This window comes from Sulfitobacter mediterraneus (genome assembly GCF_003054325.1).
In the GTDB taxonomy this organism is placed as follows: domain Bacteria; phylum Pseudomonadota; class Alphaproteobacteria; order Rhodobacterales; family Rhodobacteraceae; genus Sulfitobacter; species Sulfitobacter mediterraneus.
Genome location: NZ_QBKU01000005.1, coordinates 112,071 through 135,465, shown reverse-complemented (window position 1 = coordinate 135,465; position 23,395 = coordinate 112,071). Strand labels below are relative to the sequence as shown.

The following is a 23,395-nucleotide window of genomic DNA, read 5'->3' as shown; positions in this document are numbered from 1 at the left end:
CTCTCTCCCCTTCGGTTTGACTGATCTAGCTCGCGTCCCGCAGGACGTCCAGAAACGCCGGGCCAAAACGATCGGCGCGGCGTTCGCCCAGCAGCCGCTCAAGCGCGGTCTCATCCGCGTTGCGCAGCTGTGCCACCTTGGCCAGCAACGAGGCAGAACAGCTTAGCGGTTTATCGGTGCCCGCCATGCCGCGCGCCAGATCGGCCTGCACCTGCAACAGTTGATCATAGACATTGCCCGCCTCGCGTCCGGCCAGTTTGCGGCGGGTCGGGTGCATTTGCTCGGCCTCGCCGTTGATCACTTCGAGAAAGGCCGCGCCGTAGGTCTCCAACTTTTTTGCGCCCACACCGCCAACCCGTGCCATGCCATCCAGATCACGGGGGCGGGTTTCGGCCATTTCGATCAATGTGCGGTCGGTAAAGATGATATAGGCGGGCACCTTCGCCGCCTCGGCCAGCGCCCGGCGCTTGGCCTTGAGCGCGGAGAGCAGCGGCGCGTCTTCTTCGCTGACCATCGCCTTGACCGCGGGCCTGCGGGTCGCGCCCGCCGCTTTGATGGTGTCACGGCGCAGGTTTATCTTGGCCTCGTCGCGCAGAATTGGCAGCGCGGCATCAGTCATGCGCAAAGCGCCGTGGCGTTCGGGATCAGGGCGGATCAGATCATGCCCCATCATCTGCCGAAACACCGCCTGCCATTGGCGCCGGTCATATTCACCGCCCACACCAAAGGTCGGCAGACTGGCATGGCCCCGCGCCTTGACCTTGTCGGTTTCCACTCCCAGCAGAATGTCGATCAGATGGCCCGCACCAAACCATTCCTCGGTGCGCAGGATCGCCGACAATGCCTTGCGCACAGCGGTAGTGCCATCAAACACCTCGGCGGGGCTGTCGCACAGATCACAGCGCCCACAGGTCACATCGGTTTCGTCAAAATAGCTGAGCAGAGTTTTCCGGCGGCATTCCAAGGCCTCCGCCAGCCCCAGCAATGCATTCAACCGGCCATGATCCGCCGCGCGGCGCTCTGGCGGGGCGAGGCCTTCGTCAATTTGTGACCGGCGCAACCGGATGTCGTCAGGGCCAAACAGGGTCAATGTTTCGGCAGGCGCACCATCGCGCCCGGCACGGCCAATTTCCTGATAATAGGCCTCAATGCTTTTGGGCAGGTCCGCATGGGCCACCCAGCGGATGTCAGGTTTGTCGACACCCATGCCAAAGGCCACGGTGGCACAGACGATCAACCCGTCTTCTTGTTGAAACTGACGTTCCGCGATGCGGCGGTCTTCGGCTTCCATTCCGCCATGATAGTGGATCGCCTTTTGGCCTGCGTCCCGCAGCGCCTTGGCGATGCCTTCGGTCTTGGCGCGGGTGCCGCAATAGACGATGCCGGATTGCCCCTTTCGCGCAGCGGCGAACGTCAGGATCTGATCGCGTGGTTTGTTTTTGGCGGCAAAGGCCAGATGGATGTTGGGCCGGTCGAACCCATGCAGGAAGCTTTTGGGCGGGGTGCCATCGAACAGCTTTTGCACAATCTCGGCGCGGGTTTCGATGTCGGCCGTCGCGGTGAATGCGGCCAGAGGCACATCCAATGCACGGCGCAATTCGCCAATGCGTAGGTAGTCAGGCCGGAAATCATGGCCCCATTGGCTGACGCAATGGGCCTCATCAACCGCAATCAGGCTGACGCCCACACGTTTGAGCATTCCTGTGACCGATCCGGCCGCCAAACGTTCCGGTGCCATATAAAGCAGCTTGAGCGTACCAGCCTCCAAGCCTTCCCACACGGCATCGGTTTCTTCGGGGGTGTTGCCAGAGGTCAGCGCCCCTGCACCCACCCCGGCCTCTTGCAAGGATCGGACCTGATCGCGCATCAAGGCGATGAGGGGCGAGATAACCACCGTCACCCCATCGCGCATCATCGCAGGCAATTGAAAGCAAAGGGATTTGCCGCCACCTGTTGGCATAATGGCAAGCACATTTTCGCCATCCGTCACCGCCTCGACAATCTCTTGTTGGCCGGGGCGGAAGGCGTCAAAGCCAAATACATCACGAAGCAGCGTGGCAGCGCCTGTCATGGGAGTCCTTAAAACTGTCTGCTCTTTTTATGCAGACTCCCACACTAACAATGGGTGAACAAGTCCCCGCGCACGAATGGTCGATCAATTCGTGCGAGAGGGTAGGCAGGGATCAGATCAGTAGAACAGCGCCGCGTTGTTCATCAGCACGATCCGCGCGATGGCGACACCGATCAGGACAACCAAAGGCGCCAGATCAAGACCGCCCATCTGCGGAATGATCGCCCTGACACGGCTATAAACCGGATCAAGCAGGCGGTTTAGCCCGTACCAGATCTGCGCCACCAGTTGCTGGCGCAGGTTCAGCACCTGAAAATTGATCAGCCAGGACATGATCACATGGGCAATCACGATGAAATACAGGATGTCGAGCAACAGCATCAGAATTTGGAACAGCGATGTCATCTAGGGCCCTTTCAAAGACGTGCCTTTCAGTTAAGCGCCGCGGCCAAAAACCGCAAGGGTGCCGCTAGGTTCATGGTTGACGCGCACGTCAAGTAGTGGCGGTTATCGCGGCAAAGGAGAGACCGATGTTTCCATTTGTTCGCATGATCAAAGACACCTGGCTGGCCAGCCGTCAGCCGCCTTTCAAATCATTGACCGAAACCCATGTCAGCCATCACATCTGCTGGCCGCATGATCTGGATTTCTGGCTTGAGCTGAACAATGGCCGGGCGATGTCGCTGTATGATCTGGGGCGCATGGGCATGGCGCAACGGGGCGGATTGATCCGCATTCTGCGCCGCGAACGCTGGGGTATGACCATGGCCGGGGTCAGCACCCGTTTCCGCCGTCGCATTCACGGATTTGAACGATTCGAAATGCGCAGCCGCACCCTGTGTTGGGATGACAAGTTTATCTACCTTGAGCAAAGCATGTGGAAGAAAAACGGCGAATGTGCCAGCCATGTGTTGTTCCGCTCTGCGGTGACTGACAAGAACGGGCTGGTGACACCGGACCGTGTCTTGGCCGCTTTGGGACAGACCGTAATCTCCCCGCCGATGCCCGATTGGGTTGCCGCATGGTGCGCATCAGACGCCCAACGTCCCTGGCCACCCATGCAAACGGCGATTGCACCACCGTCAAGCGGTTCCTGACCCAATTGCCACAAAACCTTTGCTTGCGCGGCCTTCCATTGCCTGTACTACTTTTGGTTTAGAACAAACGGGGTGGGACAATGGCAAACATAAGCGCGCGCAAGCGGATCTGGGGTTGGTATTTCTTTGACTGGGCCAGCCAGCCCTACAACACGCTGATGTTGACCTTCATTTTCGGCCCCTATTTTGCGCAGACGGCCACCGCCGCCCTGGTCGAAGGTGGCATGACTCTCGACGCGGCCAAGGCGCAGTCACAGGCCTATTGGGGTTATGGGTTGACCATGACCGGTATCCTGATCGCCGTGCTTGCCCCGATTTTGGGCGCCGTGGCCGACAGCTCGGGGCGTAAACTGCCGTGGATCTGGCTGTTTTCAATCCTCTATGTCGTCGGGGCTGCGGGCACATGGTGGACCGCACCGCAGGATTTCTCGGTGATCTGGGCGTTGTTCTTTTTTGGAATTGGCCTGATCGGGATGGAGTTTGCGACAATTTTTACCAACTCCTACCTGCCCGAGCTGCACGATGACAGCGCCGAACTGGGCCGCATTTCCGGGTCCGGCTGGGCCTTTGGCTATGTCGGCGGTGTTGTCGCCTTGGTTGCGATGTTGATGCTGTTTCAGGCGGGCGACAGCGGCAAAACGATGCTGGGCATTTCGCCGCTCTTCGGGCTCGACCCGGAAACCAAAGCAGACACGCGCATCGTTGGACCGCTGACTGCGATTTGGTTTGCCGTCTTTATGATCCCGTTTTTCCTATATATCCGTGACACCCTGACCCCGCAGTCAGACCGCTACAAGCTTGGCAAAGGACTGCGTGATCTGGGGCACACCCTCGCCAACTTGCCCCGCCACCCCTCGCTGCTGGCCTATCTCGGTTCATCCATGTTTTACCGTGATGCGCTGAACGGCATGTACACATTTGGCGGCATTTACGCGTTGGGTGTGCTGAACTGGTCGATCATTGAAATTGGTGTCTTTGGCATTCTGGCTGCGATTTCCGGCGCGGTGTTCTGCTGGATTGGTGGCCGTGTGGACCGGGCCGTGGGGCCGATGCCTGTCATTGTCACCTGCTGCATTATCCTGATTTTGACCGCTTGCCTGATCATTTCACTGACCCCGACATCGGCGATGGGGATTACCCTCGCCGAAGGGTCGGCACTGCCGGACATCCTGTTTTACGTGGCCGGTGCATTGATCGGCGCGGCGGGCGGGGCGTTGCAAGCCTCCTCTCGCAACATGTTGACGCGCCAAGGCAACCCCGAACGGATGACAGAGGCCTTTGGCCTTTATGCCCTGTCCGGCAAAGCCACGTCATTCCTCGCGCCTGCTCTGATCGCCATCGCCAGTGACGTGACCGGCAGCCAGCGTTTGGGCATTACCCCAGTTGTGGGGCTGTTCATCATAGGGTTGATTTTGTTAGCATGGGTCAAACCACAAGGAGATTTCTCAAAATGATCCTGTCTCGTTTCCTGCCCTGTGCGGCCCTTGCCCTGCTGCTCGCCTCTTGCGGCGGGTCGCGAGACATCAGCGGCGAACGTGAAGTGCTGCCAACGGTCGGTTCTTCCGGCGGCGCCCAAAGCAATGTGCAGGCGAAAAAGCTGTTCGGCGCCAAAAGCTTTGCCTCCAACCAGAGCCCTGCTGCCCACGGCAGCTATGCCAAGGGGTGTCTTGCCGGGGCCGAACAACTGCCCGAAACCGGCCCGACCTGGCAGGCCATGCGTTTGTCACGCAACCGCAATTGGGCGCATCCTGAAACGGTAGATATGGTCAAGAAACTGTCCGCCTTTGCCGCCACTCAACCGGGATGGAAGGGTCTCTATGTCGGTGATCTCAGCCAGCCGCGTGGCGGTCCGATGCTCACCGGGCACCGCAGTCATCAGGTTGGTCTGGATGCCGATATCTGGATGCTGCCGCCGCAATCTCTGTCTCTGACGGCCAAGCAACGCGAAAACATCTCGTCGATTTCCACCCGCCGGGCCAGAGGCGCATATGTGAATGAAAACTGGACCCGCGCCCATCACAATATCCTAAAGGCCGCCGCAAAAGACCCGCGCACGGCCCGCATCTTTGTCTTCCCGGGCGCCAAGGTGCAAATGTGCGCCGATGAGAAAGGCGACCGCAGCTATCTGCGCAAGATTCGCCCATGGTACGGCCATCACTACCACTTCCACGTCCGGCTAAATTGCCCCAAAGGACTGCGCGGTTGCGTCAATCAAAAGGCACCGCCAGCCGGTGATGGTTGTGCAGATGCACGGCAATGGCAACGCAACATCCTCAACCCGCCACCGCCGGACCCGAACCCGCCGAAACGCAAACCGCGCCGCGAATTGCTCTTGGCTGATCTGCCTGCCCAATGCGTAACGGTTCTGGGCAACTGATCCTGCGCCTCTGCTTGATTGCGCTATGCCTGACCTGTGCCGCGACCACAGCGCATACAGAGCCAAAATTGCACCTGTTGTCCAAGCTCAACTGGGCCGAAGACGCACCATGGTTTGGCGGATTTTCAGGTGCCGAAGTGTCTGAAGACGGGCAGACGATCACCTTGATCAGCGACCGTGGAACGCTTGTCACCGCACAGGTCGCCCGCAGGCCAGACGGCGCGATTGACCGGTTTTCTCTGCAAAGCCATCACATCTTGTGGAATGGCACAGACACCCCCGGCGATCACGATGCCGAAGGGCTCGCGCGCACCGGCGATGGCACTTTTTACCTGTCCGCAGAACATGATCACCATGTGGCGCATCTGGATGTAAACACCGGCCAAATCGCCACCCTGCCCCGTGCCAAAGACTTCGCCGCGTTCCAGCCCAATTCCGGGATCGAAGCCCTCGCCGCCGGACCGGACGGGGCGCTTTACGCCATCCCCGAACGCTCAGGCAAAGTGGACCGGCCCTTTCCGGTTTTTCGCTTCAAGGAAGGTGTATGGAGCATAACCCACCACATCCCGCGTCATGGTCCTTTCTTGCCCGTCGGCGCGGATATTGGCCCGGACGGTCTGTTTTACCTGCTTGAACGCGCGGCCACTCCGCTTGGCTTTCGCAGCCGCATCCGCCGCTTTGATCTGTCACAAACACCCCTGCGGCCCAAAACCCTGCTCAGCACCGGACCGGCCCGTTTTGACAATCTCGAAGCGATCAGTGTCTGGCGCGATCCGGCAGGCGCAATCCGCCTTTTACTGGTGTCAGACGACAACTTTCTGTCGATCCAACACACCCAGATCATCGAATATGCCCTGACGGAATAACTTGCAGGGCCGCCCACAACACCGTAAAGCCCGCCCTGTCTGCGAATCCCCGCAGGCCAAGTCGCCGCACCCTTGCAAAAAACGGTTTTACACATGACACGCACATATCTTCCGGGCATCCTTGCCATGGCCATCATCGTCGTGGCCTCCAATATCCTTGTTCAGTTTCTCTATGGTGACTGGCTCACCTGGGGGGCGTTCACCTATCCGCTGGCCTTCCTCGTCACCGATGTAATGAACCGCGTCTATGGCGCATCTGCGGCCCGGCGCGTCGTGCTTGTCGGCTTTGTGGTTGGGCTGATCTGCTCCCTGATCGGCACACAGATCATGGGCGAATTTGGCCCGCTGGTCACACTGCGCATCGCCGTGGCATCGGGCATCGCCTTTCTCGTGGCCCAACTTCTGGACGTGGCAATCTTTGCCGCCCTGCGCGGCGGCACATGGTGGCGTGCACCACTGGCCAGCACCCTGGTCGGCAGCACGGTTGATACGGTCCTGTTCTTCTCCATCGCCTTCTCCGGCGGCCTCTCCTTCATCCATCCCGCCACGGATGTTAGCTGGGCGGCCGAAACTCTGCCCCTGCTGGGCAGCGGCCCCATTGCCCCGCTTTGGGTCTCACTGGCCGTGGCCGATTGGGCCGTAAAACTTAGCCTCGCCCTGATTGCCCTGATCCCGTTCCGAATGATCACAGCAAGGCTGACACGCGCCACCTGACCCTCTTCATTTGGCCAAAAAAACTCGGGGAGTTTGAGGGGCCACGCCCCTCATTCCCAAAAAGAATCAAATGCGGCGCAGCCGCGCATTTCGACATCACCGCCGAAAAAAACACTTTGCGTTTTGAATAACCTGTGCAACGATTCAGGTGAGTTCAACAAATGTAAAGGAGGTGATCCAGTGTCAAGAAAGGTATTGGAGAGAGGTGTCGGAACAGCTTGGGAGGTAACCCGCTAAGGCAGCCCTTGGCGGTTGAAACAACCCTGGTGGACAGGCGTCTAACCGACCCACCTCCGTAAACCATTCGATTGGGCCGCTCCGCAACAGGGGCGGCCCATTTCGTTTGCGCCCCTTCACCTTGGCGTTGCCGGATGCGACTATAGGCACATGTTACGCATCACAGACGATATCGCATTGCAAGATTGGGAAGTTACCGAAAACTTTGTCCGCGCCTCAGGGCCGGGCGGGCAGAATGTGAACAAGGTTGCGACGGCTGTTGAATTGCGGTTCGAAGCCGAGACATCGCCCTCCCTAACCGGTCCGGTGAAAACCCGGTTGCGACGGCTCGCCGGGCGGCGCTGGACCAATGAGGGTGCTTTGATCCTGCAATGTGACGAAACCCGCAGTCAGGCCCGCAACCGCGACATTGCCCGCGAACGGCTGGCCGAGCTGATCCGCAAAGCTCTGGTTGCCCCAAAACGGCGCATCGCAACGCGGCCAACATTGGGGTCCAAGAAGCGCCGGTTGAAAGCCAAGAAGGTGCGCGGCGAAGTCAAATCACTGCGCGGCAAGGTCGATCCCAACAGCTGATCAAATTGTCAGGCCGAGAGGGCGCACTTGAGTTTTTCTTGCCAAATGAAGCAGGGTACGGCGCTTACACAGCCGCCTTGCGCAGGATGTAGATGTCCATGATCCAGCCGTGTTCGGCGCGGGCAGCGGCCCGCATTTTGACGATTTGGTCTGACACTTCGGCCAGTGGTCCGGCGCAGAGGATCTGCTCTTTCATGCCAACATAGCCGCCCCACCAGATGTGAACACCTTCGGGCGGCAAAGACTGGAACGCGCAGGTGCCGTCCAGCATGATCGCCAATGTGTCTATGCCTTGGGGCCAGCCTTCGTCGCGCAGGCGGCGGCCGGTTGTGATCACGAAGGGCGCGCCGATCTCGTTGACGGGGATAGCGTGAGCGGCGGTCAAGGCTTGCAGAGAGGTGATGCCCGCGATCACTTCGATTTGCGGTACCGGAGACAAGCGCGAAGCGATGCGAAGGGTGCTGTCGTAAAGTGACGGATCGCCCCAAACCAAAAGCGCGACCTTTTCCGCCTTGGGATGCGCCGCGATCGCCTGTTGCCAACACTGCGCAATGGCATCGTGCCATTCATCCACCCGTTGCCGGTAATCCGCTGTCGCCTCATCCCGCACAGGCAGGTCAAAACCGGTGATTTGGGTCTGCGGGTTGGTCAGCACCTCATCGCAGATTGCGCGGCGCAGTTCTGCGAGGTCGGCCTTACCTTCGCCTTTGTGCGGGATCAGGATCAGATCTTGGGCATTGATGGCCCGGATGGCTTGCAAGGTCAGGTGTTCGGGATTGCCGGTGCCGATACCGATGAGGGTGAGTTTCATGCTTTGGATTATCCCGGAATGCGCGCGATGGCGCGGGTGCGCAGATCGCCAAGCACGCGGGCATCGTCAAATGTGCCGTCCTCGGAGGCGTCATAGAGCCGCGCGAAGGTGCGCAATTCTTCGAAGTTGGCCTCGGTTATTATGCCAAAGAGGTATGCCACCTTTCCGGGGCTGCGAAAGGCGACGGTTTGGGCGCGGGTGCAGCCAGACATACACTCCACGCCGCGCACCTCAAGGTCTGGTAGTGCCTGCCGTGCCACATCGACAAAACCGCCATCGGGGCTACAGGTCCGGCAAACAAGAAGCTGCACCGGCACGCTCATCCGTTCAGCTCCGCCAGCGGGCCGTAGAAGATCAACGCAGGTGTGCTGCTGCTGGTGCTGTCGAGATGTTCGGCCAGTGTTGCGATGGTAAAGCGGTGCAGCTTTTCGTCGGGGGTTGAGACAGCCTCGGCCAACATCGCCGGGGTGTCGCCGGGCAGGCCGTGTTCGATCAGACGTGCGGCGAGGCCCGGAAAGGTGCGTTTGCCCATGTAGATCACGGTCGTAGCCAGCGGATCGGCCAGTGCCGCCATGTTCACATCTGGAGGCAAGGCACCCGTGACATCGGCGCCCGTGATAAACTGTACCCGCCTTGCACTCAGCCGCCGGGTGAGCGGAATGCCTGCTGTTGCAGCGGCGGCAGAGGCAGAGGTCACGCCGGGGATGATCTCGAACGGGATACGCGCCGCCTGTAGTGCGGTAATCTCTTCTTCGAGCCGACCGAACATGCCGCTGTCGCCGGATTTGAGCCGCACAACCCGCAGGCCCGCTTCGGCGTGATCTACCAATACGCGGCTCACGTGGTCTTGTTTGGGGGAGGCCCGTCCGGCGCGTTTGCCGACGCCGATCAGATCTGCATCCGGTTGCGCATGTTCCAAGATCGGTCCGGCGCTGAGGTCGTCAAACAGGATCACCTCGGCCTTTTGCAGCCGATCCACCGCTTTGACCGTCAGCAGATCAGGATCACCGGGGCCCGAAGACACAAAGGAGACAAAGCCGGTCATGTGGCCTCCGCGATCATGTGAAAGAATGTACCGGTGGCCACACCGCCGCCCTCGAACTGCCGGACCGAGCCGGTTTCCGGAACCGCCAGATCGTTGCTGTCGGTGATCGCGGCGAGAGGGGCATCGGGTTCGTTCAGGATGGTCGCATAATGAAACTCATGCCCGCGCAGCTGGCTTCGGGCGCTATGGCCGGGGATGGCGGCGTTCAGATCGGCCTTGCGATAACCGAGGTGGAATTTGCGTTTCTCAAAGGAGGTCTCAAGGCCCAAAAGCCCGGTCATCTGGTGCCGGTTGCCTTCTTTATCCACCAGCCCCGCGCCCATGGCCATGTAGCCACCGCATTCGCCATGCACGGGTTTTGTTTGGGCAAAGGCTTGGATACCTGTTCGGAACGTCTCGGCCGCCGCCAGTTTGCCCGCATGCAATTCGGGATAGCCGCCGGGCAACCAGCAAACATCGGCACTGCCGTCCGGTGCCTCATTGCCGAGCGGCGAGAATGGCAGCACTTCGGCGCCGGCGGCACGCCATCCCGCCAGCAGATGTGGATAGACAAAGGCAAAAGCATCGTCGCGGGCCAGCGCGATCCGTTGACCGGGAGGGGTGATCTTTTTGGGTGTCGGCGCTGTATCCAACGTGCCCGCCGCCGCAACACGCAGGGCGTCCAGATCGACGTGTTCCGCGACAAAAGCCGCTGCTTCTGCCAAAAGCTCGGGCAGGTTTTCCTGTTCGCCCGCTTGCACCAGACCAAGGTGACGTTCTGGCATTTCGATCTCTTTGCGGCGCGGCAGTGACCCCAAAACGCACACGCCCACCTGATCCATGCCGACCCGCACCAAGGTTTCGTGACGCGGGGATGCAACGCGGTTCAGCACTACACCTGCAAGGGTCACATCCGGGCGCATCTGTTTGAAGCCCAACGCCGTGGCGGCCACGGATTGCGCAGCGCCCGAGACGTCAAGCACCAGCACAACGGGCCATCCCATCAGGGCTGCGGTATCCGCGCTGGCTCCGTTGCCGCAGGCACCGGGCACTGCGACGCCGTCGAACAGACCCATCGACCCTTCGGCAAGGATCAGATCCGCGCCATCCGCATTGCCGACCAAACCGTCGATCATCGCGCGGTCCATGGACCAGCTGTCGAGGTTAAAGGACGCGCGGCCAGAGGCGGCTGTGTGGAACGCCGGATCAATATAATCGGGGCCGCTTTTGAAGGGTTGCACGTTCACGCCCTGCCCGCGCAATGCGGCCAGCAGGCCCAACATCAAGGTGGTTTTGCCAGTGCCGGAGGACGGCGCGGAGATCAGCAGGCCGGGGGGGATCATTCTGCGGTCTCCGGAAAGCGGGGGTCGGTGCCGACAGGGCGAAAGCGGCGGTCATAATCGCCCGCGTAAAGGCGGCTTTCGCCAAAGTCTTCTGCGCCGATGGCATGGCCGACGAGGATGAGCGCGGTGCGCTCCATCTCTGCGCCGATGGCGGTTTTTAGGGTGGCGAGGGTGGCTTTGACAATGCGCTGATCCGGCCAACTGGCCCGCCAGACCACGGCGACGGGGCAGTCCGCGCCATAATGGGGTGTCAAGTTTGCTACGACTTTGTCCAGCACATGCACAGACAGGTGGATTGCCAAGGTCGCGCCGGTTTTGGCAAAGTTTTCCAAGGCTTCGGTTTCCGGCATCGCGGTGGCGCGGCCAGAGGTGCGGGTCAGGACAACCGATTGGACCACACCCGGCAAGGTCAGTTCGGCGTTTAACGCAGCAGCGGCGGCGGCAAATGACGGGACACCCGGCGTTACGTCATAAGGAATGTCCAAGGCTCGTAGACGGCGCAGCTGTTCTCCCATCGCGGACCAGACAGAAAGGTCGCCCGAGTGCAGCCGTGCAACGTCATGCCCCTCTGCGTGGGCAGCACTGATTTCCGCCATGATCTCGTCCAGCGACATGCGTGCGGTGTTCACGATCTTTGCGCCCTCGGGGCAGTGGCCCAGCAGCGCCTCCGGCACCAGTGATCCGGCATAAAGGCAGACCGGGCAAGCCGCGATCAGGTCGCGCCCGCGAAGGGTGATAAGATCCGGCGCGCCGGGGCCTGCGCCAATGAAATGAACGGTCATGGGAAGTGATTCCTTTAGCTTTCGGCGATAGCGGCGGTGGCCATACCATCGCCCGAGATAACACGCTGTACAACCAACTGCGCTTTTGGACCAGCGGCGGCAAGCGCGGCGGCTTCAGCCAGTGATCCGGTGCCAAAACGATCTTGGATGCGCTGAGATTGTGTGGGGGTGATCATCTGCTCCAGATCGGACTGGGTGACCCCTAAGCCGGGCAGATGCAGCAGTTGCGCCAGTTCGCGAAATGCAGGTTCGCGGGATTTGGCCGCCTCGCTGACCAATGCGTCAAGCGTGCCGCCGCCCGCCGCATCCAAGGCGCGTTGCAGGGCGTCTTGCAGGCTGGCCAAACCGGCCGCGCCGCGAAATCCGATACCGGCGACCCTCATAGAACCACACTCCATTGCAGGACGGGACGGGCGGCGTGCCAGCCGCGCATTCGGCCCAGAGGTTCGGGGCGTGACAGATCAACGCGCAGCAGATCACCGCTCTTGGCCGCATGCAGCCGCATCAAAAGCGCTTCCGCTTCCAGCGTGACGCCATTGGCAACCAGACGTGTGCCTTTGGGTAGGATCTCAAACAAGCGATTGAAAAGCGCCGCGGAACCACCGCCGCCCACAAACACCGCATCGGGCGCAGGCTGGTCCGCGATCTGGTCAATGGAAGCCCCTTCAATCACCTGCATCCGGTGATCGATGCCAAAATCGTTGATGTTCTGGCGGATATTCAGGACGCGGGCTGGCTTGATCTCAAACGCGGTGGCGCGGCCCCCCGCGAGGCACCATTCAACCGAAATCGATCCTGATCCCGCACCGATGTCCCAAAGGGTTTCACCGGGTCGGGGCGCTAAGGCAGAAAGGGTCAAGGCCCGCACGGGCCGTTTGGTGATCTGGCCATCATGGGCAAAGCTGTCATCCCGCAGGCCAGAGGCACGGGACAAACCAACGTTTTTGGGCAGCGCCACGGCAACCGCAACGGGGGCCGCCACATCCTTGAGGTCAAACCCCTGCGCTGTGGTTTGGCGAACCCGCTGATCCGGGCCGCCCATCCGTTCGCAGACCCAGAGCGTGGCCTCTCCTGCGCCCTGATCAGCCAGCCATGCGGCCAGCATTGCAGGGGCATCAGCATCGCGCAGCAAGCAGATCATGCGCCCGTTTGGCGACAGCACCACCCGCAACCGGGCAAGCGGTGCAGCGTGCAAGCCGTGGCAGGTGATCTCTTCCATGCGCCAGCCCAGATGGCCCGCGATCAGGGCAAAGGTGGAGGGCGCAGGCAGCACCCGCCATTCTCCCGGTTTCAGATGGGCAGAAAGGCTCCCTCCGGCCCCGAACCAGAACGGATCACCCGAGGCAAGCACAACCACCTTTTGCCCGCGCAGGGCCAGCACTGGATCGACGGAAAACGGCACGGGCCAAGGTTGCCCGCGTTCGCCAGCACCCACTCGCTCCAGATGGCGCGGCCCGCCAATGATGACATCCGCAGCATCAATCGCGGCACGGCTTGCAGAGGGCAGCGCCGCCGCGCTATCGTCTGTCATTCCGATAATATCAAGCCAGGGATCACCCATCATGCGCGTCCTTTTGTTGGGTGGCACCAGTGAAGCCAGCCAGATGGCCAAGGCTCTGTCCCAAGCCGCTGTAAACAGCGTATTTTCCTATGCCGGGCGCACCAATGCCCCTGTGCCACAACCCTTGCCGACACGGGTCGGCGGCTTTGGCGGTGTGGCAGGATTGGCGGCCTATTTGCGCCGTGAGGCTATCACACATGTCATTGACGCCACACATCCTTTTGCGGCGGGGATGAGCCGCAATGCATATGCGGCCTGCACTCAAACCGCCACGCCACTGATCCGCTTGGAACGGCCGGCATGGCAAGCGCAATCCGGGGACGACTGGACCTTTGTCCCGACGTTGGAAGATACAGTTGCTGCCCTGCCCGACGAACCGGCGCGGGTGTTTCTGGCGATCGGGAAGCAGCATATCGGTCTTTTTGCGACCAAGCCGCAGCATCATTACCTGCTGCGTTTGGTGGACGTCCCTGTAGGGGATTTGCCGCTGCCCTATACCGCTGTCGTGATCGCCCGTGGCCCGTTTGACGTGGCACAAGACCTTGCGCTGCTCCAAGATCACGAGATCACCCATATCGTTGCCAAGAACGCGGGCGGGCGCGGTGCGGAGGCCAAGTTGACCGCCGCACGGCAATTGGGCCTGCCTGTCATCCTCGCGGATCGCCCCGCTTTGCCGGGGCAAAACATCGCCGCCGACATCGGCGCGGTGATGGCGTGGCTTGGCCATGATCAGGTGGCGCTGCGCGGAGTGTAGACATAGCGGCCAATGCGTTTGGTCGCGGAATTTCCGACCAGAACAACCGTACGCATATCCGCCATGTCCGGTGTCGCCTCGCCCAAGGGCACGGTTCTGATCACCTCGTCCTTGGTGCTGACTGCGCGGGCAAAGATGATCAGGCGGTCTGGCCCGCATTCGTCTAGCAAAATCTCAAGGGTGCGCTCAAACTGATGCGGGCGGGATTTGGAGCGGGGGTTGTAAAACGCCATCGCAAAATCGCCCCGCGCGGCCATGCGCAGACGGTGTTCAACCATATCCCAAGGTTTGAGATTATCGCTAAGGTTGATGGCGCAAAAATCATGCCCCAAAGGCGCCCCGGCATGGGCGGCGGCGGCCAGCATTGCGGTGATGCCGGGCAATACACGAATGTCCGTGTCTTGATATTCGGGGTGTTTTTCCAGCGCTTCGAAAACGGCAGAGGCCATTGCAAACACACCCGGATCACCCGAAGAAACCACAACCACCCGCGCCCCATCCGCCGCCAGTTGCAGCGCATGCAAAGCGCGATCTAATTCAACGCGATTATCGGTCGGATGCAGGTTCAGCCCCTCACGCGGCGCAACACGGGCAACGTAGGGGATATAGCCGATCACATCGGTGGCTTGGCCCAGAACATCGGTTACCTCAGGTGTGACCAAAGCCTCATCCCCCGGTCCCAAACCGGCGATGGCGATCCAGCCGCTCATGTGTCTGCCTCCGGACGGCGGCCTTGGCCATGGACCAGAACAATCGCGAAATAGGGGCAATCCTCCACATCCACATCGGCCAGTTTGGCGACGCGTTGACCGGGCATGGTGCCTTTCTCGACCAGCCATGCATCATCCAGACGGCCCACCTGTTCCAGCGCGGCGCGGACGCGGGGCATGTTGCGGCCGGTTTTCATCACAACCAACGCATCGGCGCGGTCCATATGCGCCACCAGTTCGTCATCCGGCAGGGTCGCCATCAGGACGGTCATAACGTCATCGCCCCATGTGAAAGGCGTATCCAGCGCGTTCCAGCAGCCGACCATGCCGGGGATTGCGGGCAGAACCTCAACCTCGGCGCGGCCTTGCAGACGGGTGTGCAGATGCATGAAGGATCCATAGAAAAACGGATCACCCTCGCACAGCACGACAACATCGTGATCCTGTGCCAGTTCGGCCAGCCGGTCCGCCCATTCGGCATAGAAATCGACCATCAGCTGACGGTATTCATCACTGTCAAATCGCAGCTCGGTGGTGACCGGATATTCCATTGGATATTCGATCACGTCCTCGCGCAGCATGTCTTTGACAATAGTCCGGGCTTGTCCGGCGCGGCCTTTCTTGCGGAAAAAAGCCAGATGTTTTGCGCCGCGAATGGTGCGGTCTGATTTGACGCTCATCAAGTCCGGGTCGCCGGGGCCGAGGCCCGCGCAGATCACTTTGCCCATGATTTACTCCACCCGGCTGGCGAGGGCATTGACCGCCGCCACTGTTATGGCCGATCCGCCCAGCCGCCCTTTTACGATCATCGACGGCACCGGCAAATCCTGCATCAAGGCCTCTTTGCTTTCTGCCGCGCCGATAAAGCCGACAGGACAGCCGATGATTGCTGCAGGGCGCGGGCATTCCGGATCTTCGAGCATGTTGAGAAGGTGAAACAACGCCGTTGGCGCATTGCCAATCGCCACAACCGCACCGGCCAGATTTGGACGCCACAGTTCCAGCGCGGCGGCAGAGCGGGTGTTGGCCATTTCCTTGGCCATGCCCGGCACACGTGCGTCACGCAGGGTGCAGATCACCTCATTCTCGCGCGGCAGGCGTTTGCGGGTAATCCCCTCGCTGACCATATAGGCGTCACACAGGATTGGTGCGCCGTCTTCCAGCGCTGCGCGGGCGGCGATGGCCATGTCGGGGGAAAACTGCACATGCTGTTCCAGCCCGACCATGCCCGCGGCATGGATCATGCGCACGGTCACGATTTCTTCTTCAGGGGTGAAGCGGGCCAGATCCGCTTCGGCACGGATGGTGGCAAAGGACTGGCGGTAAATTTCCGCGCCGTCGGTGATGTAGGTATGGGGCATCAGATCGCCTTAAGGATGGAGTGCGGGGAATGACCGGTTTGCGCCGGATCATCCGAGGCGCGGCCATTGTGAATGAGGCTGAGACCTTGGGCGGTGCCCGTGATGGTCAAAGCGGCGGGTTTGGGGTGGGCGCAGCCCTTGGCACAGCCGGAGACATGCAGGGTTTGATCTGGCTGAAGCTGCCGCGCCAAAGCGCGGGCCAAAGGGCGCGTTTCAATCAGCGCTTGCGGGCATCCGGGTGCACCGGTGCAGGCCGCGATCCGCAACAACGGGTCATCCTGAGATGCGATCAGGTCCGGCATTGGCGGCATCTGTTCGGCGCCTTCGATCAGGACCATACGCCACGGCGTCATGCGCAACGCGCCGTGTTTGGCGAGGCCAGCGAGGGTTTGCGCGGTGAGCTGTCCAAAGGCAAGGCCAGTCAGAACTCCCTGTTCGGACAGGCCCGGTGCGGGTTGATAGGTCTGTGTCTGTATGGGCCGGTTGAATCCAACCGGAAGCGGCTGGCCCGTTGCCAGCAGCTTGGCCATGCGATTGTGTTCACCGCGATGGGCAACAAACCAATGGGCCAGCTGTATCGCTTCGCTTATCGCGGTTTGAACATCTACCTGTTTGCCATACGCCGCGCCATCCGGCCGCAGGATCAAAACACCTTGTGCATCGCGTTCCAGCCGAATGTCGGCAGAGGCGCTTTGCAAGACAGGCAAATCGCCGGTATCCACCGCAAAGCCGAATTTGACCGGCGGGTCCGGCGCGTTGGCTTTGGCCAGTGCATCGCCCAGCGCGGCGCTTAGGTATTCGGTTTCATCGCCAGCGGTCCAGAACGGTGTGATTAGGATGTTGCGGCGGCCTTCAACTTCGGCATTTACATCCAGAAGGCTCAACCCGCGCAGGCCCTCGATCAAAGCGCCAAAGCTGTCTTCACGCACACCGCGCAGTTGCAGATTGCCCCGGCTCGACAGGTCCACCATCCCGTTGCCATGCGCCGCCGCCAAGGACGCCAGACCGTCCACTTGTGCGCGGCGCAATCGCCCGCCAAAGGGGCGCACCCGCACCACCAAACCATCGCCCGACAGCATCGGGCGCAGGGCACCGGGGCACCAACCTTTGATCAGTGGGTCATCGGGGCGGGCGGCGTTTGTCATTCTACACCGTCCATTTCAGCATTGATCGAATTGCGACGGGTCACCCAAAGCCCGGCATCGCGCAGGGCAGCAAAGCGATTGCGCATCTCTTCAAGTGCGAGGGGGTTCTCGTCCTGCATAAAGGCCACAAGATCATCACGTCCCAACGTAGCGTCGTAGTAAAGATCAAACAGATGCCCCGGCACGTCGCGGGTCAGATGTGCGAAAGCCGCCAGATTGTCGAGGGTCGCCGCAACCTCAGCTGCGCCTCTGAACCCGTGCCGCATCATACCGCTGGCCCAAGCCGGATTGGCAGCGCGGGCGCGGACAACGCGGGCAATCTCTTCGGGCATGGTGCGGGCTTTGGGTGCGTCCAGTCGAGTGCTGTCCACATGATACATCGCGGGCTTGGCCGCGCCCAGATGCGCCATCGCGGCGGCAAAACCGCCCTCGTGACCGGCATAGTCAGAGGCCAGCAGAACATCGCTTTCCAGCAGATCCTGCACATGGGCAAAACCATCCGCCTTGTGCAAACGCCGTTCCAGCGCGGCACGATCCTGATGGGCCTCACCCTTGGCGTTGATCGCCCATTCGGAGCCTTTGAGCCACGCCTGCCCAGCGGCAGTGCGCCCGTCGTCGGAATAGTCGTGCAGAGCCGTTTCCATGTTCATACCGTAAAGCCCCGGTTTGGGGCCAAAAACACGCGGACTGCGTTCCAGATAGGGGTTCATATCCGCCGCCTCTTCACGGTCTGCCAAGGCGGCGGCACCGGATTCAAACAATTGCGACAGACCTGGAAAGATATCGCGGAACAGGCCGGACACCCGCAATGTCACGTCAATGCGTGGGCGGTTCAACAGGGCCAATGGGAGGATTTCAAAGCCGCTGACCCGTTCGCTGCCTGCATCCCATTTGGGTGACAGTCCGGCAAGGTGCAGCGCCATGGCAACCTCTTCACCAGCGGTGCGCATAGTGGCAGAGCCCCAAAGATCAATCACCAATCCTTTGGGATAATCCCCTTCGTCCTGCAAATGCCGGCGGATCAGCTCTTCGGCCAGTTTGACCCCCTGGGCATGAGCGGCGCGGCTGGGCACGCTGCGCGGGTCCACGGCGTAAAGGTTACGCCCGGTTGGCAAAACATCGGACCGCCCACGATAGGGAGAGCCGGACGGGCCGGAGGTGACCCGTTTGCCATCAAGCGCGGTCAGAAGCCCGTCAAATTCGCCCTGCCCCGCACCATAAATATGCAGGCCGTCGCCATATTGGCTTTCTTTGATGTCACAGACAAAGCGGTCAATGCGGGTGATCGCTTCGGCGGCGCTGGCATCGTCATCCAGCCCCAGATCCTTTTCCACACCCGCCGCCTGCGCCTCGGACCGGATCGTATCAATCAGACGGTCGCGCCGGGCTGGATCAAGACCATCGGCGGTGGAATATTCATCCAGCAGTCGTTCCAATTGCAGCAGTCCATCAGGTGTTTCGCTGTCTTTCATCGGGGGCGGAAGGTGGCCCAATGTCACCGCGCCAATGCGCCGCTTGGCCTGCGCGGCTTCACCGGGATCGTTGACGATAAACGGATAGATCACCGGCAAATCGCCGGTCAGCGCCTCGGGCCAGCACTCATCAGACAGGGCCACGGCCTTGCCCGGCAGCCATTCGAGGGTGCCATGTGCGCCGATATGCACCAGCGCCTGCTGGCCTTGCGCCCGCAGCCAGAGGTAAAAAGCAACATAGGAATGGCGCGGCACCCGTTCGAGATCGTGATAATCTGCGTCGCGGGCATCAATGCTGCCGCGTTCTGGTTGCAGCGCCACCAATGCATTGCCGCAGGCCCGCGCGGGGAAATGGAATGCGCCCTCCCGGAACAATGGATCATCCTGAGGATCACCCCACGCGGTGGCCAAATCATCACGCAAGTTTTGAGGCAATTTGGCAAGCGCCGCGGTGTAATCCGCCGCATCCCACGCAAGCGTTTCCTGTGTCAGGATCTCACCAAAGCGCTCTGCCTGCGTCACACTGTAGCCAGCACCCCCCAGCGCGGCCAGCGTCGCCTCGGTTGAGGCAAGCGCATCAAGACCGACAGCATGGGCGATCTGATCGGCGCGTCCGGGGTAAGTGGACAAAACCAGCGCAAGTTTCCGGTCTTGCACTGGGGTGCGGGCCAACCGGTGCCAGCCTTCAAGGCGATCAACAACGGCCTCGATCCGGTCCATCTCTACCCTATGGGCAAAGCGCGAATATTGCAGGTGTGGGTCTTTCTTGTCCGGCGCTTTGAAGCTGACAACACCGGTAAAGATGCGACCGTCCACTTCGGGAAGCACCACATGCATGGCCAGATCGGCAGGGGACAACCCGCGTTCGGATGTGTCCCAATCCTTGCGCCGCGCAGTGGACAGCGCGACCTGAAACACCGGGCATCCGGTGCCATCAAGGGGCGACGTGCCATCGCCGCCACGCCCGGAAAATGCCGTGGCATTGATAATGGCTGTGGGCCTCAGATGGGCCAAGGCATCGTGTAAAAAGGCGCGGCCCGTTTCATCCTTCAACGACGGTGCAAAAAGCCCCACAGCGGCAAAGCCCCGATCGCGGAGGGTTTGGATCAACTGGTCAATGGGCGCGGTATCAGCAGCTGTAAGATAACTGCGGTAAAAGGTGACAGCGACCACATTCGTCGCCGGTTCGGGCAAGGGTATGACCCCTAAATCGGGATCATAGGCACCGCAGGGCGGCACGGTTTTGGTGCCTTTGACTGGTCCGGCATAGAACCCCGCCGCGAGTGCCAGTTGCGCCAATGCGGCCTGTGCTGCCACGGTCCCGCCGGTGTCGCACAGGTGCTGCAACCGTCGCAGGGTCGACACAGGCAAGGTCGAATGGGCATCAAGCGCCGGATCTTCGCGGCCATCGGCCGGCAGGATCGCCAAGGCGATGTCATTGCGGCGGGCAAAATCCTGCACCTGCATGATGCCATAGGGCCAATAGTTTTCTCCGCCAATCAGACGGATCAAGATGCCTTTGGCCCCTGTTAGGGTCTGTTCTACGTAGTTATCGACCGAAGCGGGATGGCGCAAAGCCACCAGATTGCATAGGCGCAGCGTGGGCAATTTGCCCTCAACGCCGCCGCCGCGGTGCCAGCCTGCCGCGAAAGCGCCGAGGTCACTGTCGGAAAACGAAAGCACCACCAGATCCGCAGGGGTTTGCCCCGGATCAAACGGAGTTTCGGTATCCTCCAGCCCATGGCTTTCGCGGAAGACCACATGCATGGATCAGGCCCCCAAAACGCCGCGAATGGCTGCGGTGTCGATGTGATCGTGTTCTGCAATCACCACCAAATGGCCCTGCCGCGCGTCACTGCCCCAAGGGCGGTCAAACTGTTGACGCACCCGTGCGCCCACAGCCTGCACCAACAAGCGCATCGGCTTGCCGGTGACAGCGACATAACCTTTGACGCGCAGAATATGCTGTTCGTTGGCCAGCTTTTCGATAGCGGCAACCAAGGCATCCACATCGTCCACTTCGGGCATTGGCACAACGATGGTTTCGAAATCGTCATGTTCGTGATCATCGTGGCCATCGTGGTGCGATGGACGTGCGGCAAGATCGTCTTCGGCTTTGGCGTTGAGGCCCAGAACAACGTTTGGATCAATCACACCTTCGCTCATCGGCAGGATCGGGATCTGGCGCGGGCTTTCGGCTTCGATCACGCTGCGGGCTTTGGACAGGCCATCGTCACCGGCGAGGTCGGCCTTGGACATCAGGATAATGTCGGCACAGGAAATCTGATCTTCGAACACCTCGGACAGCGGCGTTTCGTGATCCAGGGATTCGTCCGCCTTGCGCTGTTCGTCCACCGCATGTTCGTCAGCGGCAAAACGGCCAGCCGCCACCGCTTCGGCATCGGCCAGCGCGATCACGCCATCAACGGTGATCTTGGACCGGATCGCAGGCCAGTCAAACGCCTTGAGCAACGGCTTGGGCAGCGCCAAACCGGAGGTTTCGATCAGGATGTGGTCAGGGCGCGTCGGCAGGTCCATCAGCGCCTCGATGGTCGGGATAAAATCGTCAGCCACGGTGCAGCAGATACAGCCATTTGCCAGCTCTACGATGTTTTCTTCCGGGCAATCAGGGATCGCACAGGATTTGAGGATATCACCATCCACGCCAACGGTGCCAAACTCGTTGACCAACACCGCAAGGCGGCGACCGCCTGCATTGGTCATCAAGTGGCGGATCAGCGTGGTTTTGCCGGACCCGAGAAAGCCGGTGATCACAGTGACGGGAATTTTGGACAGGTCGTTCATGTTTTGGGCTCCTCGGGGAAGGTCAGAGATGGGATACGCGCAAGGCTTTGCTTGCGGAAAATAACGGGGCGCTCGCGCCATGGGACAAGGCCATCATCGGTCGCGGCATAGGCGGCAGCACCGGCAAGGATGTCGTCCACATCCGCCTTGGTCAGACGGCCATAGACGTAGCTCCATTTGCCGGGCTCAGACAGGGCAATCGCCGCGCCTTGGGAACAGGCCGACAGGCATTCAACGCCGATGATTTGCACACCATCCGGCGCGCCAGTTTCGGTGAGGGCCGCATAGAGCTGCGCACCGGGGCGCGGGGCGTCTTCTTCGAGCACTTCACCGGCGCGGCAGGTGGTGCAAACATGCAATGTTGTGGTCATGGGTTTGACCTTTCAGATTTCGGCGGGCTGGCGCAGGGCCTAGCCCACCGATGTGATCGGGGCAAGCGGCCCCTAGTCCACCGTCAGCGTGGTGCTGGCGGAAATGGCGGTGCCGTTCACCGACAAGGGCCGGTGATCGTTGCTGTTCAATGTGACCTCAACTGTGACCTCGCCCTTGGGCAGGCTGGCGATGTGCAACCAAGGCCCATAAACGCGGCCCAGCTTTTCTCCGTTGATATAGACATGCGCGTGGCCTTCACCCGGCGTGTGGGCAAGGCTGGCCTGCTGCGGGGCATAGGCAAAGTTGCTGGTGATGATGTGCAGGTTGTGACCTGCCATCGGATCGTCGGTCAACTCCATCGCGACTGTCGGCGCATTTGCTGCAGGCAGGTCGATGGGCGTGTCGTGCATCATCTCGTGATCGCTGCCATGGCCCATTGCGGCGTGATCCATTGCACCGCCGTGGGCGGATGGATCGGCGTGGTCATGGCCATCAAATGTGACGCCATTTCCGGCCGCAATGGCAAAGCCAAGACCGCCGCCAAACACCAGACCAATCACAAAAAGAGAAAGCGTCCGGTTCATGTCACTGCTCCCCTTCACGCTGCCAGAAATAGGCCGCGAAGGCACCAAGCATCACCCAAGCGGCAAGGCCAACGCCAAAGGCGCGGGCGGCAAACAGGGCCCCGATTTCGGTTGGGACAGGCCCGGCAAAGGTATCAGGTTCGGGCGCACCGATCAGGTGGGGCGCGGCCAACAGAACCGCTGCGATCAAGATCATGATCGGCGACCGGCCAAAAGCGATCAGCCAGAGCGCCACAACCGCTGCTGCCACGGTGGCAAACCACCAGACTTGCCGGGCGGTCACGTCAGCGGCAGCAACACCCGGCACTTCGGGTGCAAGGGTAAATCCGGGAGCGAGGTGGAATGCAACAAACCCCGCAATCCCCCACAGGATACCCCAACGGGCCGTGATGGGTGTGCCGCGCTCTTCGGCAAAACTCATCGCGCCGATGAGGATCAAGGCATAGCCCGTATACGTGAGCATGGTGAAAATCACGCTAAGGCCGTCGCGCATCAGGTCAAATCCGGGCAGTTCCGGATGGGCGCTGACGGCTTCGGCGCCAAAGTGGACAAGATCGCCGCCTTCGTAAAGTTCGGCGTGCAAGAGGACAGGTTGTACAAAAACAAGCTGTAGTAGACCGGTCAACAGACCAGCGGCGGCACCGGCAAAAACGGCGCTGATGGTAAAACGGGACAACATGGAAATCCAAATCCTTGTGGTACTGCGCCTGTGGCGCGAGATGCGGGATTTAAAAAA

At 60.9% G+C, this 23,395-nt stretch carries 25 protein-coding genes; 7 read left to right on the top strand and 18 right to left on the bottom strand.

From position 1 onward, the window contains the following. Positions 1–25 precede the first annotated feature (25 nt). Together recQ and C8N31_RS09890 are read right to left on the bottom strand one after the other, a co-directional pair. Positions 26–2,071, bottom strand: coding sequence for a DNA helicase RecQ (gene recQ / locus C8N31_RS09895; protein WP_025049328.1), 2,046 nt, complete (start codon positions 2,069–2,071; stop codon positions 26–28). Positions 2,072–2,188: 117 nt separating this feature from the next. Beyond that, positions 2,189–2,476, bottom strand: a complete 288-nt coding sequence (locus C8N31_RS09890; RefSeq protein WP_025049327.1) for a YggT family protein — start codon at positions 2,474–2,476, stop codon at positions 2,189–2,191. 125 nt (positions 2,477–2,601) lie between these two features. On the opposite strand from C8N31_RS09890, the gene C8N31_RS09885 reads away from it, so the two are divergent. The 6 genes from C8N31_RS09885 (at position 2,602) to arfB (ending at position 7,935) form a co-directional block, all read left to right on the top strand. Further along, complete coding sequence (locus tag C8N31_RS09885; RefSeq protein ID WP_025049326.1) at positions 2,602–3,168, top strand: acyl-CoA thioesterase; 567 nt, start codon at positions 2,602–2,604, stop codon at positions 3,166–3,168. 80 nt (positions 3,169–3,248) lie between these two features. Continuing rightward, complete coding sequence (locus C8N31_RS09880) at positions 3,249–4,622, top strand: MFS transporter (protein ID WP_025049325.1); 1,374 nt, start codon at positions 3,249–3,251, stop codon at positions 4,620–4,622. Next, complete coding sequence (gene mepA, locus C8N31_RS09875; RefSeq protein ID WP_025049324.1) at positions 4,619–5,545, top strand: penicillin-insensitive murein endopeptidase; 927 nt, start codon at positions 4,619–4,621, stop codon at positions 5,543–5,545. The genes C8N31_RS09880 and mepA overlap by 4 nt, the downstream gene beginning before the upstream one ends. Then, positions 5,521–6,411: an esterase-like activity of phytase family protein gene (locus C8N31_RS09870; RefSeq protein ID WP_025049323.1), complete on the top strand. Its 891-nt coding sequence runs from the start codon at positions 5,521–5,523 to the stop codon at positions 6,409–6,411. Before mepA ends, C8N31_RS09870 begins: the two co-directional genes overlap by 25 nt. A gap of 93 nt (positions 6,412–6,504) precedes the next feature. Then, entirely contained in the window at positions 6,505–7,125 is a 621-nt protein-coding gene (locus C8N31_RS09865; RefSeq protein ID WP_025049322.1) for a queuosine precursor transporter, read from the top strand. Between the two features lie 387 nt (positions 7,126–7,512). Beyond that, complete coding sequence (gene arfB / locus C8N31_RS09860; protein WP_025049321.1) at positions 7,513–7,935, top strand: alternative ribosome rescue aminoacyl-tRNA hydrolase ArfB; 423 nt, start codon at positions 7,513–7,515, stop codon at positions 7,933–7,935. A 64-nt stretch (positions 7,936–7,999) separates the two neighbouring features. Here arfB and cobF read toward each other — a convergent pair whose 3' ends face one another. The 7 genes from cobF to C8N31_RS09825 are packed head-to-tail and all read right to left on the bottom strand — an operon-like array spanning position 8,000 to position 13,456. Next, positions 8,000–8,746, bottom strand: a complete 747-nt coding sequence (gene cobF / locus C8N31_RS09855; protein ID WP_025049320.1) for a precorrin-6A synthase (deacetylating) — start codon at positions 8,744–8,746, stop codon at positions 8,000–8,002. 8 nt (positions 8,747–8,754) lie between these two features. Further along, complete coding sequence (locus C8N31_RS09850) at positions 8,755–9,069, bottom strand: DUF1636 family protein (RefSeq protein ID WP_025049319.1); 315 nt, start codon at positions 9,067–9,069, stop codon at positions 8,755–8,757. Then, entirely contained in the window at positions 9,066–9,791 is a 726-nt protein-coding gene (gene cobA, locus C8N31_RS09845) for a uroporphyrinogen-III C-methyltransferase (RefSeq protein ID WP_025049318.1), read from the bottom strand. The genes C8N31_RS09850 and cobA overlap by 4 nt, the downstream gene beginning before the upstream one ends. After that, complete coding sequence (locus C8N31_RS09840; protein ID WP_025049317.1) at positions 9,788–11,113, bottom strand: cobyrinic acid a,c-diamide synthase CobB; 1,326 nt, start codon at positions 11,111–11,113, stop codon at positions 9,788–9,790. The genes cobA and C8N31_RS09840 overlap by 4 nt, the downstream gene beginning before the upstream one ends. Further along, a complete protein-coding gene (gene cobM / locus C8N31_RS09835; RefSeq protein WP_025049316.1) occupies positions 11,110–11,895 on the bottom strand; it encodes a precorrin-4 C(11)-methyltransferase in 786 nt (261 codons plus the stop codon). Before cobM ends, C8N31_RS09840 begins: the two co-directional genes overlap by 4 nt. A gap of 14 nt (positions 11,896–11,909) precedes the next feature. Continuing rightward, a complete protein-coding gene (locus tag C8N31_RS09830) occupies positions 11,910–12,278 on the bottom strand; it encodes a cobalamin biosynthesis protein (protein WP_025049315.1) in 369 nt (122 codons plus the stop codon). Next, complete coding sequence (locus C8N31_RS09825; RefSeq protein WP_025049314.1) at positions 12,275–13,456, bottom strand: bifunctional cobalt-precorrin-7 (C(5))-methyltransferase/cobalt-precorrin-6B (C(15))-methyltransferase; 1,182 nt, start codon at positions 13,454–13,456, stop codon at positions 12,275–12,277. Before C8N31_RS09825 ends, C8N31_RS09830 begins: the two co-directional genes overlap by 4 nt. Here C8N31_RS09825 and C8N31_RS09820 point away from each other — a divergent pair. Further along, positions 13,455–14,210: a cobalt-precorrin-6A reductase gene (locus C8N31_RS09820; RefSeq protein WP_037918869.1), complete on the top strand. Its 756-nt coding sequence runs from the start codon at positions 13,455–13,457 to the stop codon at positions 14,208–14,210. The two genes, C8N31_RS09825 and C8N31_RS09820, sit on opposite strands and share 2 nt — an antisense overlap. Here C8N31_RS09820 and cobJ read toward each other — a convergent pair. The 9 genes from cobJ to C8N31_RS09775 form a co-directional block, all read right to left on the bottom strand. Further along, positions 14,186–14,920, bottom strand: coding sequence for a precorrin-3B C(17)-methyltransferase (gene cobJ / locus C8N31_RS09815; RefSeq protein WP_025049312.1), 735 nt, complete (start codon positions 14,918–14,920; stop codon positions 14,186–14,188). The two genes, C8N31_RS09820 and cobJ, sit on opposite strands and share 25 nt — an antisense overlap. Beyond that, positions 14,917–15,648 (bottom strand): precorrin-2 C(20)-methyltransferase, encoded by a 732-nt coding sequence (cobI, locus tag C8N31_RS09810; protein ID WP_025049311.1) that lies wholly within the window; start codon positions 15,646–15,648, stop codon positions 14,917–14,919. The genes cobJ and cobI overlap by 4 nt, the downstream gene beginning before the upstream one ends. A gap of 3 nt (positions 15,649–15,651) precedes the next feature. Next, the gene (locus C8N31_RS09805; protein WP_025049310.1) at positions 15,652–16,281 is read right to left on the bottom strand and encodes a precorrin-8X methylmutase; all 630 of its coding nucleotides are present in this window, start codon (positions 16,279–16,281) and stop codon (positions 15,652–15,654) included. Further along, positions 16,281–17,426, bottom strand: a complete 1,146-nt coding sequence (gene cobG / locus C8N31_RS09800) for a precorrin-3B synthase (protein ID WP_025049309.1) — start codon at positions 17,424–17,426, stop codon at positions 16,281–16,283. The genes C8N31_RS09805 and cobG overlap by 1 nt, the downstream gene beginning before the upstream one ends. After that, entirely contained in the window at positions 17,423–20,665 is a 3,243-nt protein-coding gene (gene cobN, locus C8N31_RS09795) for a cobaltochelatase subunit CobN (RefSeq protein WP_025049308.1), read from the bottom strand. The genes cobG and cobN overlap by 4 nt, the downstream gene beginning before the upstream one ends. Before the next feature lie 3 nt (positions 20,666–20,668). Further along, entirely contained in the window at positions 20,669–21,703 is a 1,035-nt protein-coding gene (cobW, locus tag C8N31_RS09790; RefSeq protein ID WP_025049307.1) for a cobalamin biosynthesis protein CobW, read from the bottom strand. Further along, on the bottom strand, positions 21,700–22,074 hold the full coding sequence (locus tag C8N31_RS09785) for a DUF1636 family protein (RefSeq protein ID WP_025049306.1): 375 nt from the start codon (positions 22,072–22,074) through the stop codon (positions 21,700–21,702). Before C8N31_RS09785 ends, cobW begins: the two co-directional genes overlap by 4 nt. 72 nt (positions 22,075–22,146) lie before the next feature. Further along, the gene (locus tag C8N31_RS09780) at positions 22,147–22,659 is read right to left on the bottom strand and encodes a hypothetical protein (RefSeq protein WP_025049305.1); all 513 of its coding nucleotides are present in this window, start codon (positions 22,657–22,659) and stop codon (positions 22,147–22,149) included. A 1-nt stretch (position 22,660) separates the two neighbouring features. Next, positions 22,661–23,338: a CbtA family protein gene (locus C8N31_RS09775; protein WP_025049304.1), complete on the bottom strand. Its 678-nt coding sequence runs from the start codon at positions 23,336–23,338 to the stop codon at positions 22,661–22,663. Between the last annotated feature and the right edge of the window lie 57 nt (positions 23,339–23,395).

Coding starts and splice junctions, on each gene's coding strand:
- recQ (WP_025049328.1), bottom strand. CDS start 2,071: ATGACAGGCGCTGCCACGCTGCTTCGTGATGTATTTGGCTTTGACGCC.
- C8N31_RS09890 (WP_025049327.1), bottom strand. CDS start 2,476: ATGACATCGCTGTTCCAAATTCTGATGCTGTTGCTCGACATCCTGTAT.
- C8N31_RS09885 (WP_025049326.1), top strand. CDS start 2,602: ATGTTTCCATTTGTTCGCATGATCAAAGACACCTGGCTGGCCAGCCGT.
- C8N31_RS09880 (WP_025049325.1), top strand. CDS start 3,249: ATGGCAAACATAAGCGCGCGCAAGCGGATCTGGGGTTGGTATTTCTTT.
- mepA (WP_025049324.1), top strand. CDS start 4,619: ATGATCCTGTCTCGTTTCCTGCCCTGTGCGGCCCTTGCCCTGCTGCTC.
- C8N31_RS09870 (WP_025049323.1), top strand. CDS start 5,521: ATGCGTAACGGTTCTGGGCAACTGATCCTGCGCCTCTGCTTGATTGCG.
- C8N31_RS09865 (WP_025049322.1), top strand. CDS start 6,505: ATGACACGCACATATCTTCCGGGCATCCTTGCCATGGCCATCATCGTC.
- arfB (WP_025049321.1), top strand. CDS start 7,513: ATGTTACGCATCACAGACGATATCGCATTGCAAGATTGGGAAGTTACC.
- cobF (WP_025049320.1), bottom strand. CDS start 8,746: ATGAAACTCACCCTCATCGGTATCGGCACCGGCAATCCCGAACACCTG.
- C8N31_RS09850 (WP_025049319.1), bottom strand. CDS start 9,069: ATGAGCGTGCCGGTGCAGCTTCTTGTTTGCCGGACCTGTAGCCCCGAT.
- cobA (WP_025049318.1), bottom strand. CDS start 9,791: ATGACCGGCTTTGTCTCCTTTGTGTCTTCGGGCCCCGGTGATCCTGAT.
- C8N31_RS09840 (WP_025049317.1), bottom strand. CDS start 11,113: ATGATCCCCCCCGGCCTGCTGATCTCCGCGCCGTCCTCCGGCACTGGC.
- cobM (WP_025049316.1), bottom strand. CDS start 11,895: ATGACCGTTCATTTCATTGGCGCAGGCCCCGGCGCGCCGGATCTTATC.
- C8N31_RS09830 (WP_025049315.1), bottom strand. CDS start 12,278: ATGAGGGTCGCCGGTATCGGATTTCGCGGCGCGGCCGGTTTGGCCAGC.
- C8N31_RS09825 (WP_025049314.1), bottom strand. CDS start 13,456: ATGGGTGATCCCTGGCTTGATATTATCGGAATGACAGACGATAGCGCG.
- cobJ (WP_025049312.1), bottom strand. CDS start 14,920: ATGAGCGGCTGGATCGCCATCGCCGGTTTGGGACCGGGGGATGAGGCT.
- cobI (WP_025049311.1), bottom strand. CDS start 15,648: ATGGGCAAAGTGATCTGCGCGGGCCTCGGCCCCGGCGACCCGGACTTG.
- C8N31_RS09805 (WP_025049310.1), bottom strand. CDS start 16,281: ATGCCCCATACCTACATCACCGACGGCGCGGAAATTTACCGCCAGTCC.
- cobG (WP_025049309.1), bottom strand. CDS start 17,426: ATGACAAACGCCGCCCGCCCCGATGACCCACTGATCAAAGGTTGGTGC.
- cobN (WP_025049308.1), bottom strand. CDS start 20,665: ATGCATGTGGTCTTCCGCGAAAGCCATGGGCTGGAGGATACCGAAACT.
- cobW (WP_025049307.1), bottom strand. CDS start 21,703: ATGAACGACCTGTCCAAAATTCCCGTCACTGTGATCACCGGCTTTCTC.
- C8N31_RS09785 (WP_025049306.1), bottom strand. CDS start 22,074: ATGACCACAACATTGCATGTTTGCACCACCTGCCGCGCCGGTGAAGTG.
- C8N31_RS09780 (WP_025049305.1), bottom strand. CDS start 22,659: ATGAACCGGACGCTTTCTCTTTTTGTGATTGGTCTGGTGTTTGGCGGC.
- C8N31_RS09775 (WP_025049304.1), bottom strand. CDS start 23,338: ATGTTGTCCCGTTTTACCATCAGCGCCGTTTTTGCCGGTGCCGCCGCT.